The organism is Bradyrhizobium sp. USDA 4472, from assembly GCF_054058595.1.
Window position 1 is genome coordinate 2,197,074 of the sequence record NZ_JBSSAM010000001.1, and the last position, 20,112, is coordinate 2,217,185.

Consider the following 20,112-nt stretch of genomic DNA (forward strand, 5'->3'; position numbering starts at 1 on the left):
ATCGCGCCCGGCACCAGCGAGAGCGCAGAGCGGCCGCCCGGCCCGATCGGACGGCTGCGAGCCCGGCTCGTCGGCGTGCTGCGCGCGGTGCCGATCCGCTGGCGCATCCTCTCCATCGCGGCGCTGAACTCGGCCGTCGTGATCGTGCTGGTGGCGATGATCTGGAACGGCGCGCAGGTGCTGGGCGCGGCCTGGGATGACGTGCGCCAGGTGCGCCAATCGGACCGGGTCCTGGCGCTGCTCGAAAGCGAGACCGGACGGCTGCAGAACCTGATCCACCGCTACATCAACCAGCCGAGCCCGGAGCTGTTCGCCGAGATCCTGCTGCTGCGCGAGGCCGTGCTCGGCACGCTGACGGACCGCGCCGCCAAGGACCCGATGCTGTCAGGCTCGGTCGAGGAGCTGGAGCGCACCACCGACCGCTTTCTCAACGGCTTCGGCGAGCTGCGCACCGTGCAGGCCACCATCGCCAAGACCTATGAAGAGCAGGTGCAGGGGCCGGCCAGGGACATGGCGGGTCTTTACTCCATCATCGAGGGCGCCACCGGCCATCGCGATGCGCTGATCTGGCCGTCGCTGGGCAAGTCGCGCGAGGCCTTCACGGCGATGCTGGTCGCAGCCAATTCCTATTATTTGTCGCTGTCGCCGGGTGCGGCCGAGGAAGCGCGGCGCAACACCGAGACGATCGAGAAGACCATTCCCGTCATGATCGATCTGGCCGACAACGATCTCCAGAGGATGGCGCTGCAGAAGCTTTCGACCCGCACGACGGCGCTGCGCCAGGGCTTCGCAAGGCTCAGCGAGCAATTGACCAACCGCACCGACTTGCTGCGCAACACCATCGATGCCAGCCAGGCCGAGGCGATCGGCGCCATCGACGATCTCTCGACCAAGATGCGCCAGCGCGAGCAGAAGGCGCAGGAGACGTTTGATCGTACGCTCGCCGACATTTCACGGCGCGTGCTGTCGATCGCGGTGATCTTTCTCGGCATCATCCTCAGCGCCGGCGTGCTGATCGCGCTGTCGATCCGGCTGCCGCTGCAGCAGATCATGGCGGCGATGCGCGCGATCGCGCTCGGCGATCTCGGCCGGGAGGTGCAGGGCACCAAGGCACGCGACGAGGTCGGCGCGATGGCGCGCGCGGTGGAGGTGTTCCGCGAGAACGCGATCGCGAAACGGCAGACCGAGGACGAGCTGCGGGCCTCGAAGGAAAAGGCCGAGAGCGCGCTGCTCGAGCTCAATGCCGCACAGCAGAACCTGATCGATGCCGAACGGCTCGCGGCACTCGGCGGCCTCGTCGCCGGCGTCGCGCACGAGGTCAACAACCCAATCGGCATCAGCCTGACGGTCGCCTCGAGTTTTGCGAGGCGCAGCGAGATCTTCGAGGCCCAGCTCAGGGGCGACGGCGGGCTTCGCCGCTCGCAGCTCGAGGAGTTCGTGCAATCCTCGCGCGATGCCTCGCAGCAGCTCGTCGCCAACCTCACCCGCGCCGGCGAGCTGATCCAGTCGTTCAAGCAGGTCGCGGTCGACCGCTCCCACGCCGAGCGGCGGCAATTCTCGCTGAGCGAAGCCACCGACCAGATCATCGCGAGCCTGCGCCCGGTGCTCAAGCGCTCGCCGATCACGCTCGATGTCGACGTGCCCGAGGGGCTGTTGCTCGACGGCTACCCCGGCTCCTATGGCCAGATCCTGACCAATCTGTTCCTCAACGCCGCCAACCATGCCTTTGCCGACGGCCGCGCCGGCACCATCACGGTCTGCGCCCGCCCCCGCGGCACCGACGATATCGAGATCAGCTTCGCCGACGACGGGGCCGGCATGACCCCTGACGTGCAGCGCCAGGCCTTTGACCCATTCTTTACCACGAGGCGCAATGAAGGTGGCACGGGACTGGGCCTGCATATCGTCTATAACCTCGTCACCCAGCAGCTCGGCGGACGGATGATGCTGGAATCCAAGCTGGGACAAGGCACTACTTTTCGCATTATCATGCCGCGGATCGCCAAGGGCGGCGCGCAAAACACAGAAACTGACGGGACTTCTCAATGGCCGAACAGGACGATGTCCTCCACCTGATCGACGACACCGGTACCGCGCCGGAGGATATGGACGCCCGGAAATGGAAGATCGCGGTCATCGACGACGATCCGGCCGTGCATGACGGCACCCGCTTTGCGCTGTCCGACTACAGCCTGAACGGCCAGAGCCTGGAGATCCTCTCCGCCCATTCCGCGGCGGAAGGCCGCAAGCTGATGGCCGAGCACAGCGACATCGCCGCGGTGCTGCTCGACGTCATCATGGAGACCGACGTCGCAGGCCTCGAGCTGGTCGAATACATCCGCAACGTGCTCAAGAACGAGACCGTGCGCATCATCCTGCGCACCGGCCAGCCCGGCCAGGCGCCGGAGCGGCGCGTGATCGTGCAGTACGACATCAACGACTACAAGGCCAAGACCGAGCTCACCGCCGACAAGCTGTTCACCTCGCTGACCGCGGCGCTGCGTTCCTACCAGCAGCTCGAGCGCATGGTGCAGACGCGGCGCGGGCTCGAGATCATCATCGACGCGGCCTCGACGCTGTACGACTTCAAGTCGATGCAGCGGCTCGCTGAGGGCGTGCTGACCCAGCTCGCCTCGCTGCTCAACGTCGATTGCGCGGGCATCCTGGTTTTGCGCGACAATGGCGGCATCGACCCTGAACTCTCTGTGCTCGCGGGCAGCGGCTGTTACAGCCGCTTCATCGGCACCACCTCCTCGAAGGCGCTCGACCCCGATTTGCGCCAGCTGGTGGAGGACGCCTTCCAGCGCCGCAAGAACGAATTCGCCGACCACCGCAGCGTGATCTATTTGCGCACCGGATCCGGCCGCGAGGTCGTGGTGCTGCTGCAGTCGGAGCGCGATCTGTCCGAGACCGACCGCTCGCTGGTCGAGATATTCTCCTCCAGGCTCTCGATCGCGTTCGACAACGTCATCCTCTACCAGCAGCTCCAGGCCGCCAACGCGCAGCTGGAAGACCGCGTCGCCCAACGCACCCGCGCGCTGATGCAGGCCAACCGCCGTCTCTCGGCGCAATGGTTGCGGCTGCAGCGCGCCAACGGCTTCAAGAACGAGATCCTGGGCACCGTCGCGCACGATTTGAAGAACCCGCTCGGCGTCATTCTCGGTCGCACCGAGATGCTGAAGGAGCTGATCTCGACCGGCGCCTCGTCTTCGGGGGTGGTCGCCCAGGTCGACCACATCCGCGACGCCACCAAGCGCCTGACCACGATGGTCGACCATCTGATCTCGGATGCGATGGCCGATGCCTTCGACATCACCATCCGCCGCGAGCCGGTCGACGTCGCGGCCCTGGTGAAGGAGGTCGCCGAGGCCAACCAGCCGCTCGCGGTCAACAAGCAGCAGACGATCAGCGTCACCGCACCGGCCAATATCGTCACCATGTGCGACACCGACCGCATCCGCGAGGCGATCGACAACCTCATCAGCAACGCCATCAAATACTCGCCGATTTCAGGCAAGATCGGCGTCGTGGTCAGCCATGAGGGCAGCGACACCATCATCCGCGTCAACGACGAGGGCGCCGGCCTCTCGCCCGAAGACCTCGGCCGGCTGTTCGGCCGGTTTCAGCGGCTATCCGCAAAACCGACGGCAGGTGAGAGCTCGACGGGGCTTGGGTTGTCCATCGTCAAGCGTATTATCGACATGCACGGCGGCGAGGTAACCGCCGAGAGCGACGGTCCGGGCAAGGGCTCGACCTTCACCATCACCCTGCCCGCGACCGAGATGCCGTGATTTGCGTCCTGAGATCTGCAAGAATCTGAAGTGACATGACACAAAGCCAGCACATCATGATCGTCGACGATGAGGCCCCCGCCCGCGAGATGGTCGGTGATTACCTCAAGATGCACGGCTTCACCGTGACGCTGTGCGACGGAGGCAAGAGCTTGCGCGCCGCGATCGACGGCAGCATGCCCGATCTCGTCGTGCTCGATCTCAACATGCCCGAGGAAGACGGTCTCTCGATCATCCGCGACCTCAAGAGCCGCATCAACGTCCCCGTCATCATGCTCACGGCGACCGCGAGCCCGATCGACCGCGTGGTCGGCCTCGAGCTCGGCGCCGACGATTACGTCGCAAAGCCCTGCGAGCTGCGCGAGTTGATGGCGCGAATCCGCTCGGTGCTGCGCCGGAGCACGCCGGCGAAATCAGCAGCCAGCGACGCCGGGCCAGCGAAATCCGACAAGGATCAATTGGTACGCTTCGGCACCAAATGGCTCGACCTCGAAGCCCAGGCGCTGCGCGACGACGAGGGCAACGAGCATCCGCTGACCGCGTCCGAATTCGGGCTGCTGAAAGTGTTCGCCGCCAATCCGAAGCGCGTGCTGTCGCGCGAGCGCCTCCTGGAATTGGCCAATGCGCGCGACGCCGAAGCCTTCGACCGCGCCGTGGACCTGCGCATCATGCGCATCCGCCGCAAGATCGAGCCCGACCCCACCAAGCCCGCCGTGATCCGCACCATCCGCGGCGGCGGCTATCTGTTCTCACCCGCGGGCGAGAAGACGTAAAGCGCGTCGCCCACGCGCGGTGGTGTTCGGCGCGACCAAACGCAAGCCCCGGAAATCGGTTCCGCCCAGTCCAAATCAGCGACGCCGTAATATCCACACATTGAAATCACACGCCTTTTTGGTCCGAATGTTTCGTCGCGGCGTGAGTGACGAAACAATTTGGCCGCGCACGAAACCATTTTCCTCTTGTCGTGCAGACGTCCCGAAACCTTGGCTCATTAACACTTTGATCCAAGGAAACGCCGCTCGGTTGCGGCGCACCGGGGAGCCAAGTCATGCCGAACGTCATCGCCATCAACGCCCAGGCCAATCAGAGCATCATTGCCGCTCAGGCGACTTCGGACGACATGCTTCTGGAGAGCATTGCCGACGGCAACCGGACGTCGATGCACATCCTTTATTGCCGGCACAATGTGCGGGTCTATCGGTTCATCCTGCGCATCGTGCGTGACGCCACCACCGCGGAAGACCTGGTCAGCCAGGTCTTCCTGGACGTGTGGAGGACCGCCGGCCAGTTCCAGGGCCGCTCGCAGGTCTCGACCTGGCTGCTCTCGATCGCCCGCTTCAAGGCCCTGACCGCGATGCGCCAGCGCCGCTTCGAGGACATCGACCAGGAAGACGTACGCGAGATTCCGGATGGATCGGATACGCCCGAGGCGTCGCTCGACCGCAGCGATACCAGCGCGATCCTGCGCGCCTGCGTGCAGAAATTGTCACCCGCACATCGCGAGATCATAACTCTGATCTACTACCACGAGAAGTCGGTGGAGGAGGTCGGGCAGATCATCGGCATCCCCCAGAGCACGGTGAAGACCCGGATGTTCTACGCCCGCAAGCAACTCGCCGATTTGCTTAAGGGTTGCGGGGTCGACCGTTTCGCGGCTTAAGTCTAATGAAATCAATGGGATGTGGCGTGACTGGCGGCCTGTCCCGAGGCACCAAAACGTTACCGCCGACGAAACAAATGAAACAAAGCACAACATCAGGCGGAAAAACATCCTCCCTATAAAGCTCGCATACGGTTTCGTTAAACCTCCCAAGACCTCCAGCGACCCGGACGGGATGCCCCCCTTCCGGGTCGTTTCATGTTTGAGGTGGCCCTCCCCGTCACGACCGCGTGACGGCGCGTAACGACCGGGACGTCCATCCCGAACTGCCCTCGTGACCTCATTCGCGAGTGCCCCATGATCGAGCTTCTCTTCGCTATCCTTGCCGGCATCCTCACCATTGCCGCGCCGTGCACGCTGCCGGTGCTGCCGATCCTGCTCGGCGCCTCGATCGGGCGAAGCTCGCAGTTGCGGCCGGCGATGATCGCGCTCGGCTTCGTCGTTTCCTTCTCCGCGGTCGCGCTGCTGCTTGGCGCGCTGACGCGAACCTTCGATTTCGATCCGAATGTGCTGCGCGAGGCGGCTGCCGTCCTGCTGCTCGGCTTCGGCCTGTTGATGCTGTGGCCGGCGCCGTTCGAATGGCTGTCGATCCGGCTCAATGGCTGGCTCAATCTCGGCACGACGAGCGGCGTGCAGCGCGAGGGCGCGCTCGGCGGCCTCATGCTCGGCACCACGCTCGGCCTGGTCTGGACGCCCTGCGCCGGCCCCGTGCTCGGCTCGATCCTGACGCTGGTCGCGACGTCGAAGAATCTGGCCTGGGCCGGCACGCTGCTGGTCGCCTATGCGATCGGCGCGGCAGTTCCGATGCTGGTGATCGCCTATGGCGGGCAGGCCGCGATCACGCGCGTGCGCAGCCTCGCCCGCGTCTCGCCGCGGCTGCAGCAGGGCTTTGGGGTGGTCGTGATCGCCTTCGCGCTCGCCGCCTACTTCCAGTACGACACGCTGATCGTGGCGTGGCTCACCGGCTTCTACCCCACCGGCCAGATCGGCCTGTGATCCCTCCCCTCTCAACGGAGAACAAGTCCATGACCTTCAAGCTGCTCACTGTGGGCGCCGCGTTGATCGGCATCGCCGTCACCGGTGCGGTGATTCCCGGCATCTGCGACGAGGCCACGCAAGCGGCGCCGGTCAAGGTCGCGGCGGCAAACCAGACTGCGACCGCGCCTGATTTCACCGGCATCAGCAACTGGTTCAACTCGAAGCCGCTCAACATCGCCGATCTCCGCGGCAAGGTCGTGCTGGTCGATTTCTGGACCTATGGCTGCGTCAACTGCGTCAATACGCTGCCGCACGTCACCGATCTCTACGCCAAGTACAAGGACAAGGGCCTCGTCGTGGTCGGCGTGCACACGCCGGAATTCCCGTTCGAACGCTCCGCCTCCAATGTGCAGGCCGCGCTGAAGCGCCACGGCATCACCTATCCGGTGGCGCAGGACAATGATTCCAAAACCTGGAACGCCTACAACAACCAATATTGGCCGGCGCAATACGTCATCGACCAGACCGGCAGGATCGTGTTCCAGCACGCGGGCGAAGGCCGCTACGACGAGATCGACCGCACGGTCGCCAAGCTGCTGAACGCCGAGAGTTGATGCCGCCCCCGGCGGCGTTGTGCTTGACTCCACGGACCCGTCCGTGGAGTTTCGCGAACCTCGAAAACAGCCGCCGCAATGGACGACGCGACCATCAGCAACGACATCCGCCTTCGCGAAGGCTCCTCGATCGCGCAGCGGCTGGTCGTGGCCGGCTCTGCGGCGGCGGTCGCGCTCTGCTTCACGCCCGGCCTGTTCACGCACGACATCCTCGAAGTGACGATCTCCCTGGTCGCCCTGCTGGCAGGCGCCGCCTTCGTTGGCGTGGTCATGCTGATGCCGGCGGTGGTGTGGATCATCACGCCGGATGAGATCCTGATCGGACGGCAGCGTCCGTTCGGGACGCTCCAGACCAGAATCGTCGGGAAGGACGACATCCTCGGACTACGGGTTGCCGGCAGCAAAGCCGCAAAAGCCCGCTTCCAGCTGGCCTTCACCCTGGCCTCGGGCGAACGCCTGATCTCCCCACCCCTCTCCGACGTCACCCATGTTCGTGACACGGTCACGCGGATTGCGGCTCAGTTCGACGTTCATGATGTCGAGGCGCCGGTCAATCCGCTCGACGCCAGCAATCCCGAAATGCGTCTCGGCGATCCCGTCGAGCCGTTTTCGCAGCGAGACATCGGGATCGCTGCCTTGATCGTCGTCGCGCTGAGCGTCGCACCCTATGCTTACAAGCTCTGGCGCGGCTTGCAGCCCCAATGGATCGACTACATGCTGCTGCCGCTCGGCGTGGTCGCGGCGTTCGGCGTCTACCGATTTGCCAATCTCTTGACCGGGGCGCTCTGGATCATCCGCGAGGGCGACATTCAGGTCGAACGCCTCTGGGGCAACGGCCAGCCGCGCGTGGACCGGATCGAAGGCCCCCAGGTAAAGGCGATCACGGTCGAGCGCCGCGGCCGGTCCGAGGACGAGCACTGCATCGTGGTGATCCGGTCGCTGTCCGGAAAGCGCTTTCGCAGTCCCCGTATCGGCTCGCGCAACGAGGCCCGCGCCGTGGGTGCCGAGATCGTCCGGCGGCTCGGGGTCGGGGCGGAGGCAAGTCAGATCTAGCCTTTGGCGACGTCGACCTCACCGCTGGCTCGGTCTGAGTCTCTGCCGCTTGCGGGAGAGGTCGCGGAGCGAAGCGACGCCGGTGAGGGTTCTATCCTCTTGGGGAGTCTCCCTGGAGGAGACACCCTCTCCCGCAAGCGGGAGAGGGGCGCGCACCGAGCCCAGGCTTGGCTTTTCGCGCCAGCCCAGCCTGTTCATGGCGTTGATTCACGTCAAAAAACCAAAGCATTCTCATGACATACCAACCGGGCGCGCCTTGAACTTGCCACGAAGCTGCCCCTGAGTTCAGATGGTTCCTATCGATTTGCGCCGTGGCAGCGGGGAGAGCTATGACATGACGGATTTTCGTCGCCTGACGGGGACCTGGTTGGTTGCGATGGGGCTGATCCTGTCCGCATCGCACGCGTTCGCCCAGCAGCCTGACCGGGGCGACGAGCCCGGCCTGATCGCCGATGACAGCTACCAGCTCGATCCGGAATGGCAGAAGCAGGTCGTCTACTACCGCACCACCGAACCGCCGGGCACCATCATCATCTCGACCTCCGAGCGTCACCTCTATCTGGTGCAGCCCGGCGGGCGCGCGATCCGCTACGGCATCGGCGTCGGCCGCGACGGCTTCCAGTGGCAGGGCCTGGTGCAGATCACCAACAAGAAGGAATGGCCGGACTGGACGCCGCCGCCGGAGATGATCCAACGCCAGCCCTATCTGCCGCGCTTCATGGCCGGCGGCCCCGGCAATCCGCTCGGCGCCCGCGCCATGTATCTGGGCACCACGGTCTACCGCATCCATGGCACCAACCGTCCTGACACGATCGGCACCAAGGTATCCTCGGGCTGCTTCCGTCTGGTCAACAATGACGTCGCCGATCTCTACGATCGGGTCCCTGTTGGCACCAAGGTGGTCATCCGGCAGAAGCCTGAGCTCTGAGCCTGTCATCCCAGCATGATATGCTCCGGATCATGCTTCCCGCCTTCGCGACACCTTCCTTTTTTCTTCCCGTCCTTTTCGAGAGAGCAACATGATGCGCACATTTCGAGGCGGCCTGCTGATCGGGCTCGCGGTCGCCGTGCTGGTCGCCGCCTTGGCCATCACTTACGAATTCTATGACACCCGCACGCTGAAGCGCACGGTGCGTCGCGGCGAAGTGCTGTGCGGCGTCAACAAGGGCCTGCCGGGCTTCTCGATTCCCGACGACAAGGGCAACTGGACCGGCTTCGACGTCGATTTCTGCCGCGCCGTGGCCTCCGCCATCTTCGACGATCCGAGCAAGGCCAAGTTCGTTCCGCTCGACGCCAGCGAGCGCTTCAAGGAATTGCAGAGCCGCAAGGTCGACATCCTGTCGCGCAACTCGACGTGGAGCATGTCGCGCGAGCTCGACTACGATCTCTACTTCCCTGCTGTCGCCTATTACGATGGCGAAGGCTTCATGGTGCCGCGGTCGCGCAACAAGGAGACGTCGCTCGATCTCGCCGACAGCAAGGTCTGCGTGCAATCAGGCACCACGACGTTGCTCAACCTCGCCGACTACTTCAAGGCCAACAACATGAAGTATGAGCTGATGAAGTTCGACAGGCTGGACGACGTGGTGAAGGCCTACGACACCGGCAAGTGCGACACGCTCACCGCCGACGTGTCCCAGCTCTATGCGCTCAGGCTGAACATGTCCAAGCCCGGCGACCACATGATCCTGCCCGACATGATCTCCAAGGAGCCGCTCGCCCCCGTGGTGCGCCAGCGCGACGACGACTGGATGATGATCGTGAAGTGGACGCTTTACGCGATGATCAACGCCGAAGAGCTCGGCGTCACCTCGCAGAATATCGACGAAGCGCTGAAGTCGAAGAAGCCGGAAGTGATGCGACTGGTCGGCACCGAGGGCAATTACGGCGAAGAGCTCGGCCTCACCAAGGACTGGGCCGTGCGCATCATCCGCCACGTCGGCAATTACGGCGAGATGTACGAGCGCAATATCGGCGAGAAGTCGCAGCTGAAGATCCCGCGCGGCATGAACCAGCTCTGGAACGCGGGTGGCGTGCAGTACGCGCCGCCGATGCGGTAGGGCAGTCTATCGGCCGCCAGTGCGAGGAGCGAAGCGACGAATCACCGGACTGCCCACGCGGAAGATTCTGGATTGCTTCGCTCCGCTCGCAATGACGACGCGGGGCAAGCGCCTTCCACACATTCCATTGCATCGCCCGGCTTGACCGGGCGATGCAGTATTCCGAGACGTCAATCGTATGTCGAGGCGCCGCGGCGTACTGGATCGCCCGCCTGCGCGGGCACGACACGCCGCGTGACGTGACGATGCGCCTCAATACCCCCGCGCCCGCGCCAGCTGCTCGGTGTGGTAGTTCGCGTCGCCGAACAGCTCCTCGCAGACCCGCGCGCGCTTCATGAAGAAGCCGATGTCGAACTGGTCGGTCATGCCCATGCCGCCGTGCATCTGCACGCCTTCCTGCACCGCGCGGGTGGCGGTGGTGCCGGCGCGGGCTTTTGCCACCGCGACGGCTGAAGCGGCCTTGGCGACATCGGCGTCCAACGCCTGCAGCGCCTTCATGGTCGCGGCGCGGGTGATCTCGATGTCGATGTAGAGCTGCGCAGCGCGGTGCTGCAGCGCCTGGAATTCGCCGATCAGCTTGCCGAACTGCTTTCTGTTCTTGAGGTACTCGACGGTGCGGTTGAACACCTCATCGCTCAACCCCACCATCTCAGCGGCGAGCGCACCGCGGCCGATGTCGAGCATGCCGTCAAGCAGGGCGGCGCCCTGATCGACTTCGCCGAGAACGCTGTCGGCGTTGACCTCGACATTGGCGAGCTCGATCCGCGCCGCATTGTGCGCGTCGACCATGATGGTGCGCTCGACCGACACACCCTTGGCTTTCGGATTGACCAGGAACAGGGTCAACCCGTCGCGCTCGCCGGCCGATCCGGCCGTGCGCGCGGCAACGATGAAGAGATCGGCGACGTGGCCGTCAACCACCAGCGCCTTGGCACCGGACAGCTTGAAACCGTTGCCCGCCCGCACGGCCTGCAAGTTCGTCTGCAGCGGACGATGCTTGGCGCCTTCGTCGATCGCAAGCGTCGCGAGCAGCGAGCCGTTGGAAACCTTCGGCAGATATTCCGACTTCTGCGCGGCATTGCCGCCGCGGTTCAGGGCCGAGGCCGCGACCACCGAGGTGGCGAGGAAGGGTGACGGCATCAGGGTGCGGCCGATCTCCTCCATGATGATTCCGGCCTCCATGAAGCCGAGACCGCTGCCACCGAATTCTTCCGGCACGAGCAAGCCGGCAAAGCCCATCTCGGCGAAGGAATGCCACAGCTCCTTCGAGAAGCCGGTGGGATCTTTGGAATCGCGCAAGCTGCGCAGGTGCGACACCGGCGCCTTGTCGCTGATCAGCCCGCGCGCGCTGTCGCGGAGCATCGATTGTTCTTCGGTGAGGACGAGGGCCATGGGTGTGTTTCCGATTCGAAATCTAGACATTCTCCGTCATTCCGGGATGGCCCGAAGGGCCAGGCCCGGAATCCATAACCACGATCGGGAGTATGGATTCCGGGCTCGCGCATTGCGCGCCCCGGAACGAGGTGTGGTGAGAGCGTGGCTTACGCCCCCGGCAAATCCAGGATGCGCTTGGCGACGATGCCGAGCATGACCTCGGACGTGCCGCCCTCGATCGAGTTGGCCTTGGTGCGCAGCCAGGCGCGCGGGCGGGCGCCCTGCCGCGAGCGCTCGCTCTCCCATTCCAGCGCATCGACGCCGCCGGCCGACATCAGGATCTCGTAGCGGCGCTTGTTGAGCTCCGTGCCGTAATATTTCATCGCCGAGGAGAACGCCGGATGCGCCTGCCCCGCCTTGGCGAGATCGACTGCACGCTCGGCGCAAGCCGCGAGCGCGGCTTCATCGACGTCAAACGTCGCGATCTGGCCGCGCAGCATGGAATCGTCGAGCCGCCCCAGCGCATCGGAGCCGACGGAATCCGCGGCGATCTGACCGAGCGGACGGCCGACGCCACGTTCGCCCATGCCTGAAATCATCGCGCGCTCGTGCTGCAGCAGATATTTGGCGACGTCCCAACCGCGGTTGACGGTGCCGACCACATGCGATTTCGGCACGCGGACGCCGTCGAAGAAGGTTTCGCAGAACGGCGAATAGCCTGAGATCAGCAGGATCGGCTTGGTGGTGACGCCCTTCGAGGTCATGTCGAACAGGATGAAGCTGATGCCGTCGTGCTTCTTCGCCGTGGGATCGGTGCGGACGAGGCAGAAGATCCAGTCGGCGTAGTTGGCGTAGGAGGTCCAGATCTTCGAGCCCGTGATGACGAAATCGTCGCCGTCGCTTTCGGCGCGGGTCTGCAGCGAGGCCAGATCGGAGCCGGCGTTCGGCTCGGAATATCCCTGGCACCAGCGGATCAGGCCCGCCGCGATTTTTGGCAGATGCTCTTTCTTCTGCGCCTCGTTGCCGTATTTCAACAGCGCCGGCCCGAGCATCCAGATGCCGAAACTCGACAGCGGCGGACGCGCGCCGATCCTGGCCATCTCGGAACGCAGCACCTTGTGCTCGGCGGGGCTGAGACCACCACCGCCATATTCCCTGGGCCAATCAGGCACAGTCCAGCCCTTGTCGCGCATCCGCTCGAACCAGATGCGCTGCGGCTCGGAGGAGAATTTTGCGTTGCGCCCGCCCCAGAACACATCGGTGTCAGCAGTGGCGGGCTTGCGCATTTCCGGCGGGCAATTGGCTTCCAGCCAAGCCCGCGTCTCCTTGCGGAATTGTTCGAGATCGGCGGCTTCAGTCTCGCTCATGGTCGTTTCCATCAGTCAGATCAGATTTGTTGGGCGCGACTCTGGGCCATCGCACCGTGGAATTCAACCTCTTCCGCAGCCCGCATTCAGCTATAGTGGCGCTTGAAAACAAAGAGGAAACGACAATGCGCCTGAAACTTCTTTCGCCTGGCGAAATGAGTGAGAGCCAGCGGCAGACCTATGAGGAGTCGATTGCCGGCAAACGCGGCAAGCCACCGGCGCCGATGATGGCCTGGCTCAACAGCCCCGACATGGCCCGTCACGCCACGAGACTCGGCGAGGTGCTGCGCTATGACACGATGTTTCCGGCAAAGCTGTCGGAGATCGCGATCCTGGCCACGGCGCGGCACTGGACCGCGCATTACGAATGGTATGCGCATAAGCGCCTCGCGCTCGCGGCCGGCATGGAGCCTGAAATCATCGATGCGATCCGCGATCGCCGCACGCCCGAGTTTGACGATCCCAAGGGGAAGATGATCTACGATCTCGCGAAGTCGCTGCACGAGGGGCACGGCGTCGAGAAGGGCCTCTATGATGCAGCCGTTGCATTGCTGAGCGAGCGCGGCGTGGTCGAGGTGATCGGCCTGTGCGGCTATTACACCATGGTGTCGATGACGCTGAATGCTTTTGAGTTCGAGCTGCCCGAAGGCGAGGTGCCGGAGCTTTCGTAGCTCCGGCCCCGATGCGCAATTGCGCATCAGGAAACGCTGGGTTTCGGGATCAGCCAGTGGCGCTGCCCCGGAGCCCGCCTTATGTGGAGTTCATCAGGGAGCACCACCATGTCGGACAACAAAGCCGTCGCCGCCGGCACAAGGATCGGCCACGTCCACCTCAAGGTCGCCGATCTCGATCGCGCGCTCGGCTTCTATTGCGGCGTACTCGGCTTCGAGCTGATGCAGCGGATGAGCTCCGGCGCGGCCTTCATCTCGGCCGGGGGCTATCATCACCACATCGGGCTCAACACCTGGGAGAGCAAGGGCGGCTCGCCGCCGCCGCCAGGCACGACCGGGCTGTTTCACACCGCGATCCTCTATCCGACCCGGCCGGCGCTCGGGGATGCGCTGCATCGCGTGCTCTCGGCCGGCATTGCGCTGGATGGCGCCAGCGACCACGGCGTCAGCGAAGCGCTTTATCTGCGCGATCCGGACCAGAACGGCGTGGAGCTGTATTGGGACAAGCCGCGGGAGCAATGGCCGCTCGGGCCGGATGGGAAGCTCGCGATGTTCACGAAGCGGCTGGATGTGGAGGCGTTGCTGAGACAGCGGGAGAGGTAAACTCCACTCTCTCCCCGTCATTGCGAGCGAAGCGAAGCAATCCAGGCCGTCTCCGCGGAAACAGTCTGGATTGCTTCGTCGCTTCAGCGCAAAATTGCTTCGCAATTTTGTCGCGAGCTCCTCGCAATGACGGAGTGCGTGGAGACATCGCTGCGTCCCTACGCAGCCCTTGACCGCGACTTCCCCCGCACCATGATCAGCGCCGCCGCGGCCACCTCCAGCGCGATGCAGAGATAGAACGGCAACGCGTAGCTCCCGGACCAATCCCGCAAGGCCCCGACGACACCGGGGCCGAACGCATAGGTCACCTGGTTGATCGCCGTGTTGAGGCTGATCAGCACGCCGAACGAGGCAGAATCGAACTCCTGCTGCACGATCAGCGACGGCAAGGTGATGAGATTGCCGACCGAGAAGCCGAACACCGCGCAGGCCGCGATCAGCACATAGTCATTGTGCAGGTTGATGACCACGCACAGCGCGGCGGCCTGGCTCAGGAATGACAGGGCGGAAGCAAGCCGCTGGTTGAGGCGGTCGATCACCATCGAGAACAGCACCCGGCCGATCACCGCCATCGCGGTGAGCACCGCAACCGCTGCGGCGGCGCGCTCACGGCCGATCACGGGATCGAGGAACGCGATCAAGTGCACGATGAAGCCGACCTGCGCGAACAGCACCAGCGCGAAGGCAATCGTCACCGTGAGGAAGCCGACGTCACGCAGTGCATTGCCGCGGATCTGCGCCGATGATTGCGGCTTTGCTTTCGTCGCCCCATGCCAGCCATGAAGATCGGGCGGGCGGCCCACGACCATCAGGATCACCGGCACCAGCAGCACCAGCATGGCGCCCGCGGCCGCGTACATCGCGTTGGCAAACCCGACATGGCCGATCATGTTCACCAGCAGCGGCACGCCGACGATGCCGCCGAAACTGGCGCCGTTCAACGCCAGGCTGATCGCCATGCCGCGCTTCTGATCGAACCACAGGCTGATCGTGTTGGTGATCATGGCGAGACTGGTGCCCGCCCAGCCGAAGGCGAGCACGGCATCCGCGAGATAGAGCTGCCAGGGCTCGCGCACCGCGCCGATCGCGACGCCAGCTGCCGCCATCGCCACCGTGCCTGATATCAGGCACAGTTTTGGACCATATTTCCGGACGGCTTCGCCGACGAAGACCACCAGCAGCGCGCCGAACAGATAGAAGAACGTCGTGCCGGACGAGACCAGCGAGGCCGGCCAGCCCCGTGCGCGCTGGAGCTCGGCGACATAGACGCTCTGGCCGTAGAAGCCGAGGCCCCAGCCGAAGGTCGCGAGCAGGAAGCAAACGGCGACGATGCGCCAGCCTTCGTAACGGAGCGAGGATTCGTCGGTCGACGTGGTGGAGCGGGGATTGTCGAGCATTTGCGCTTTGTCCTTCTTTTCCCCCGCGAGCGCCTTCACGCTCGCCTGTTCATGACGAGCATCATGTAACAACCCGACTTCCGAAAATCACTTCGACCGCGATCGAACCATCAACGCTGCTGACAGCCTGCCGCCAATTCAAATCGCGTCCGGGAACTCGCCCATCGCTGCTGCGAGCCGCGCCCTGCGGCGGCGGGCCCAGGACGCCAGCGAGAGCGCGACGAGGCCGACGGCAACAGGCGGGAACACCACCATGTTCACCGCGGACCAGCCGTAATTCGCAAGCAGCTGCCCCGATGAGAACGAGCCGATCGCCATCATGCCGAAAACGAGGAAATCGTTGAAAGCCTGCACCTTGTTGCGCTCCTGCGGCCGGTGCGTCTCCAGCACCAGCGCGGAGGCGCCGATGAAAGAGAAATTCCACCCCATCCCGAGCACGATCAGCGTCGCCCAGAAATGCATCGCGGTGATGCCGGAGAGACCGATGGCGGCGGCGCCTGCTTCCAGCAGCAATCCGGCGGCAACGATTCTGGGTGCGCCGAAGCGGGCGATCAGCGTGCCGGTGAAGAAACTCGGCCCGTACATCGCGACGATGTGCCATTGAATGCCGAAATTGGAATCGAAGAGGCTTAAGCCGCACATCTTCATGGCGAGCGGCGCCGAGGTCATCACCAGGTTCATCATGGGATAGGCGATGACACCGCAGAGCGCGGCCGCGATGAAGCGCGGCTGGGTCACGATGGTCAGCAGCGGCCGGCCACCATGCAGATCCGCCGGCGCGGGCTTCGGCATATCGACGCCGGCGACGATGCCCATCGCTACAAGCGCAACCACGGCCTGGACCAGGAAGCTGAAGGCGAACAGATAGGGCGACCAGATGTTCATGGTCCACTGCACGAGCTGCGGACCGAGCACCCCGGCGAACACGCCGCCCGCCATCACCCACGACACGGCTTTCGGCCGGTAGGCCGAGCTGGCGCCGTCGGCGGCCGCGAAGCGATAGGATTGCGCTACGGAGCCGTAGAGGCCGCCGAGGAACGTCGCCAGACAAAACAGTGCGAAGGATGCGTGCAGGATCGCAAACGAGCCGATCATGCCGGTGAGCGCACCGAGGCCGGTGCCGATGACGAAGGCCCAGCGGCGGCCGAAGCGGCGCGAGATCGCGCCTGTCGGCAGCGTGCCGGCCGCGAGCCCGACGACGTACATCGACAACGGCACGGTCGCGAGCGACATGTCGGGCGCCAGCGTAGCGCCGACGATCGAACCGGTGGCGAAGATCACGGCCGAATTGGCACCCGTCAGCGCCTGCGCGGCGGCAAGACGCACCACATTGGCACGCACGCGAGCGTCCTCGGCGATCTCATCGGCTGCAGTCACGTCGATCATCGGCATTTCCGCCCGGAAGGGCCTTGTTGATTCCCGGCACTATGGAGGGGCCGAAAGGGCCGGGCAACCGGCGCAAACGGGCGCAGGCCATGCCTCCGACGCAATCGGGCCGATGATAGCGGCCCCCGCTCTTGACGGCTTGCGCTCGATCAAATCCTATCCCGCCGCCTTTCAGGGAGTTACGTTCATGTCCATCGACGACCGGCCTGCGCTCGATGCTCCCGACGACGACCCCTGGCTCTGGCTGGAGGAGATCGAAGGCGCCCGCGCGCTCGATTTCGTCGAACGGCAGAACCTGATGACGCTGGACACATTCGGCGGCGCGGCGTTCGCGCGTGACCGTGATATCCTCGCGGCGATCTTCGACCGTCCCGACAATATTCCCGACGTGCGGCGGCGCGGCGGCCGGCTCTACAATCTCTGGAAGGACGCTGACCATCCGCGTGGTCTGTGGCGGCGGACCACGCTGGATGATTTTCGCAAGGCCAGGCCTTCCTGGGAGATCCTGCTCGACGTCGACCAGCTCGCCGCGACGGAAGGCGAGGACTGGCTGATCAGCTGGGTATCGTCACGGCCCGGAGCTGCGCGGGTCATCCTGAGCCTGTCGCGCGGCGGCAGCGATGCCGTGACATTGCGTGAGTTCGACACCGAGACGAAGAGTTTTGTGGCGGACGGATTCTTTCTGCCGGAAGCCAAGGGCAGCGCTGAATGGGTCGACGCCGACACGCTGCTGCTGTCGAGCGCGCTTGGCGACGGCATGGCCACGACCTCGGGCTATGCAAGGACCGTGCGGCTGTGGCGCCGGGGAACCAGCGTCGAGCAGGCGCCGGTGGTGTTCGAGACGACGCCCGACCACATGCGGGTGTACAGCTATGTCGACGACACCGTGCAGCCCCAACGCATCTGGTTCATCGACCAGTCCGACTTCTTCAATTTCCGCAGCTCGATCGGCACCACATCAGGCGCGACCACCAGGCTCGATCTGCCCAGCAACGTCTGGATGCAGGTTCATGGGGACTGGCTCTCGATCAAGCCGCGGGAAACCTGGTCGGTCGCGGGGCATCGCTATGAAGCCGATGCCATGCTCGGCATTTCGCTCCCTGCATTCCTGGCTGGCAGCCGCGACTTCGCGGTGCTGTTCGAGCCGGGGCCGCGACGCGCGTTGCAGGGTTTCTCCTGGAGCGACGGCAAGCTCCTGCTTTCCATTCTCGACGAGCTGCGGCCGATCCACGAGATCTGCACGCCATCACCGAACGGCTGGTCTCGGCAGACACTGCCTGGGCTCCCCGACATCGGCGTGGTCGAGGTCTGGAGCCTCGATGCGCACCAGTCCGAGAGCAATGGCGACCTGCTCGCCAATGTGCAGGACCCGCTCACGCCGCCATCGCTGCTGTTGATCGAGCGCGGCGTCGAGAGTCCTGTTGTATTGAAGCGGGCGCCCAAGATTTTCAATGCCGACGGCCTCGTGGTCACGCAACACGAGGCGATCTCCGTGGACGGCGAGCGCATTCCCTATGTGCAGACCGGACCCGCCGGCGTGTCGGGGGATGCGCCTGTTTACATGAGCGCCTATGGCGGCTTCGGGCTCGCCGTGAAGCCGCAATACAATTCCGCGCTCGGCAAGCTCTGGCTGGAGCGCGGCGGCACGACCGTACAGGCGAATCTGCGCGGCGGCGGCGAGTTCGGCACGCGCTGGCACGATGCCGGCCGTTACGCCGGCAAGAAGCTCTCGCACGACGACTTCGCGGCGGTCGCAGCCGACCTCGTCCGTCGCGGCGTGACCAGGCCGAAGCGCATCGCAGCCCAGGGCGGATCGAACGGCGGCATCCTCATCACCAACATGCTGGTGCGATACCCCGAGCGTTTCGGCGCGCTGTTCTGCACCATTCCGCTGATCGACATGCGCCGCTACACCAAGCTGCTTGCGGGCGCGAGCTGGATTGCAGAATATGGCGACCCCGACAAGCCGGAAGAGTGGGAATGGCTCAAGACCTATTCGGCCTATCACAACGCAAGGCCCGGCCAGCCCTATCCGCCGATCCTGATCGCCACCACGCGGCGCGACGACCGCGTCCATCCCGGCCACGCGCGCAAGATGGCGGCCAAGCTGCGGGCGATGGGCTATGAGGCCTGGTTCTACGAGCCTGAAGCCGGCGGCCACGGCTACGGCAAGGACAACAAGGAGCGCGCCGGTTTCCAGGTGCTCGGGTTTCAGTTTCTGAAGGAGAAGATCGGATGGAAGGAGGGTGAGGCCTGATGGCCTCACCCGCGCGCGAACACCAGCGTCAGATTGTTCGCGGGCATCTCGATCGCATCGACGAGACGAAGACCCACGCCGCGCGCGAGTGTCTCGACATCGCCGACGTCGCGCACGCCCCAATCGGAATTGCCTTCGCGCAGCGAGGTGTCGAACACGGCGTTGCTCAGGGCCGTGTGCTTGCCGTCGCGCTTGAACGGGCCGTAGAGGAACAGCTGGCCATCGGCGCGCAGATAGCGGCCGGCGCCGGCGAACAGGCCTTCGGCCACGCTCCAGGGCGCAATATGAATGACATTGGCGCAGAACACCGCGGCAAGGTTGTTCGGCCCCTGCCCGTTCTTCATCTCCGGGCACCAGTCCGGATCGGAGAGATCGATCCGCAGCGGCGAACGGATGTTGGGCAGGCCCGAATGCAGGCGCCAGGCCTCGATGCTCTTCACGTGGCGCTGGTTGAGGTCGCTCGGCCACCAGACGAGACCCGGCGTATGGCGGGCGAAATGGACCACGTGCTGGCCGGTTCCACTGCCGACCTCGACCACGTCGCCCGTCCGCCCGGCGAGATGCTTGTCGAGCGCTGCCCAGAGCGGCCCGTGATTGCGATGGAAAGCCGGCGCATCGAGCCGGCCGTCGGATTCGACCCTGCCGCCGTCCCTGCCAAATTCAACGACATATTCAGCCAAATGGTGTCCCCGGAAATGAGAAAGCAGACCAAAACGCAACAAGGGCCAAACGCCCCGGACCTTGCCTGACAAGGCCGGCTTGATGAACGATCCTTCACTTCAGTTGCAATGCGGAAGATATTAACGCCATTTTGCGGCCTGCATAGTCTTGATTGTCAGGGCATGTCCTTTGTGCTTTTGAACATTATCTTTTCCGGACGTCATAAGCCTCGGAACGACGC

The 20,112-nt window shown here is 64.6% G+C and carries 17 protein-coding genes; 12 read left to right on the forward strand and 5 right to left on the reverse strand.

The genetic code is table 11. The features are described 5' to 3' along the window. Positions 1-45 precede the first annotated feature (45 nt). The 9 genes from ACVWZ4_RS10025 (at position 46) to ACVWZ4_RS10065 (ending at position 10,156) form a co-directional block, all read left to right on the forward strand. A complete protein-coding gene (locus tag ACVWZ4_RS10025; RefSeq protein WP_456742198.1) occupies positions 46-2,076 on the forward strand; it encodes an ATP-binding protein in 2,031 nt (676 codons plus the stop codon). Then, entirely contained in the window at positions 2,046-3,791 is a 1,746-nt protein-coding gene (locus ACVWZ4_RS10030; protein WP_456700791.1) for an ATP-binding response regulator, read from the forward strand. Before ACVWZ4_RS10025 ends, ACVWZ4_RS10030 begins: the two co-directional genes overlap by 31 nt. A 35-nt stretch (positions 3,792-3,826) precedes the next feature. Beyond that, positions 3,827-4,564 (forward strand): response regulator, encoded by a 738-nt coding sequence (locus ACVWZ4_RS10035; protein WP_456700790.1) that lies wholly within the window; start codon positions 3,827-3,829, stop codon positions 4,562-4,564. A 275-nt stretch (positions 4,565-4,839) separates the two neighbouring features. Continuing rightward, complete coding sequence (locus tag ACVWZ4_RS10040) at positions 4,840-5,451, forward strand: sigma-70 family RNA polymerase sigma factor (RefSeq protein ID WP_456700789.1); 612 nt, start codon at positions 4,840-4,842, stop codon at positions 5,449-5,451. A 297-nt stretch (positions 5,452-5,748) separates the two neighbouring features. Beyond that, positions 5,749-6,447 carry a cytochrome c biogenesis CcdA family protein gene (locus ACVWZ4_RS10045; protein WP_456740206.1) on the forward strand — a complete coding sequence of 233 codons (699 nt, stop codon included), beginning with the start codon at positions 5,749-5,751 and terminating at the stop codon, positions 6,445-6,447. 29 nt (positions 6,448-6,476) lie between these two features. After that, on the forward strand, positions 6,477-7,043 hold the full coding sequence (locus ACVWZ4_RS10050; RefSeq protein WP_456700787.1) for a redoxin family protein: 567 nt from the start codon (positions 6,477-6,479) through the stop codon (positions 7,041-7,043). Positions 7,044-7,121: 78 nt separating this feature from the next. After that, a complete protein-coding gene (locus ACVWZ4_RS10055) occupies positions 7,122-8,096 on the forward strand; it encodes a hypothetical protein (protein ID WP_456736611.1) in 975 nt (324 codons plus the stop codon). A gap of 334 nt (positions 8,097-8,430) precedes the next feature. After that, on the forward strand, positions 8,431-9,024 hold the full coding sequence (locus tag ACVWZ4_RS10060) for a L,D-transpeptidase (protein ID WP_456740207.1): 594 nt from the start codon (positions 8,431-8,433) through the stop codon (positions 9,022-9,024). Between the two features lie 94 nt (positions 9,025-9,118). Next, complete coding sequence (locus ACVWZ4_RS10065; RefSeq protein WP_456742199.1) at positions 9,119-10,156, forward strand: amino acid ABC transporter substrate-binding protein; 1,038 nt, start codon at positions 9,119-9,121, stop codon at positions 10,154-10,156. A 252-nt stretch (positions 10,157-10,408) separates the two neighbouring features. On the opposite strand, the gene ACVWZ4_RS10070 is transcribed toward ACVWZ4_RS10065, so the two are convergent. Further along, entirely contained in the window at positions 10,409-11,548 is a 1,140-nt protein-coding gene (locus ACVWZ4_RS10070) for an acyl-CoA dehydrogenase family protein (protein ID WP_456700784.1), read from the reverse strand. A gap of 149 nt (positions 11,549-11,697) precedes the next feature. Beyond that, positions 11,698-12,897, reverse strand: a complete 1,200-nt coding sequence (locus ACVWZ4_RS10075) for an acyl-CoA dehydrogenase family protein (protein WP_456700783.1) — start codon at positions 12,895-12,897, stop codon at positions 11,698-11,700. 125 nt (positions 12,898-13,022) lie between these two features. On the opposite strand from ACVWZ4_RS10075, the gene ACVWZ4_RS10080 reads away from it, so the two are divergent. Next, positions 13,023-13,568 carry a carboxymuconolactone decarboxylase family protein gene (locus ACVWZ4_RS10080; RefSeq protein ID WP_456740208.1) on the forward strand — a complete coding sequence of 182 codons (546 nt, stop codon included), beginning with the start codon at positions 13,023-13,025 and terminating at the stop codon, positions 13,566-13,568. A 108-nt stretch (positions 13,569-13,676) separates the two neighbouring features. After that, entirely contained in the window at positions 13,677-14,171 is a 495-nt protein-coding gene (locus tag ACVWZ4_RS10085; RefSeq protein ID WP_456740209.1) for a VOC family protein, read from the forward strand. Between the two features lie 158 nt (positions 14,172-14,329). Here the strand turns inward: ACVWZ4_RS10085 and ACVWZ4_RS10090 are convergent, their stop codons facing one another. Next, a complete protein-coding gene (locus tag ACVWZ4_RS10090; protein WP_456740210.1) occupies positions 14,330-15,568 on the reverse strand; it encodes an MFS transporter in 1,239 nt (412 codons plus the stop codon). 138 nt (positions 15,569-15,706) lie between these two features. After that, positions 15,707-16,954, reverse strand: coding sequence for an MFS transporter (locus tag ACVWZ4_RS10095; protein ID WP_456740211.1), 1,248 nt, complete (start codon positions 16,952-16,954; stop codon positions 15,707-15,709). 187 nt (positions 16,955-17,141) lie between these two features. Between ACVWZ4_RS10095 and ACVWZ4_RS10100 the strand changes: the two genes are divergently transcribed. Next, positions 17,142-19,211, forward strand: a complete 2,070-nt coding sequence (locus tag ACVWZ4_RS10100; protein WP_456790097.1) for a prolyl oligopeptidase family serine peptidase — start codon at positions 17,142-17,144, stop codon at positions 19,209-19,211. A 5-nt stretch (positions 19,212-19,216) separates the two neighbouring features. Here the strand turns inward: ACVWZ4_RS10100 and ACVWZ4_RS10105 are convergent, their stop codons facing one another. Further along, positions 19,217-19,891 (reverse strand): DUF938 domain-containing protein, encoded by a 675-nt coding sequence (locus ACVWZ4_RS10105; protein ID WP_456700777.1) that lies wholly within the window; start codon positions 19,889-19,891, stop codon positions 19,217-19,219. Positions 19,892-20,112 lie beyond the last annotated feature (221 nt).